This window comes from Acinetobacter uliginosus, from assembly GCF_044130295.1.
In the GTDB taxonomy this organism is placed as follows: Bacteria; Pseudomonadota; Gammaproteobacteria; order Pseudomonadales; family Moraxellaceae; genus Acinetobacter.
Genome location: NZ_JBIQOC010000034.1, coordinates 1 through 240, shown reverse-complemented (window position 1 = coordinate 240; position 240 = coordinate 1). Strand labels below are relative to the sequence as shown.

1 protein-coding gene is annotated in these 240 nt (G+C 37.1%); it reads left to right on the top strand.

Features of this window, described 5'->3' with window-relative positions; genetic code table 11:
• Nucleotides 1-240 (top strand): DDE-type integrase/transposase/recombinase (locus ACE01T_RS08220; RefSeq protein WP_395519100.1); only part of this gene is annotated, 240 nt, incomplete at both ends.

Here is a 240-nt window from a genome sequence, read left to right as displayed (position 1 = left end):
GATATAACGTATATCCCTATGGCAAAAGGCTTTGTTTATTTATGTGCTGTGATTGATTGGCATAGCCGCAAGGTACTTGCGCATAGGGTATCGATTAGTATGGAGGTGGATTTTTGTATTTCGGCTTTAAATGAAGCGATTGAAAAATATGGATCACCTGAAATATTGAATACAGACCAAGGCAGTCAGTTCACCAGTGATGCATTTATTGATGTATTGAAATCAAATGGCATTCAAATC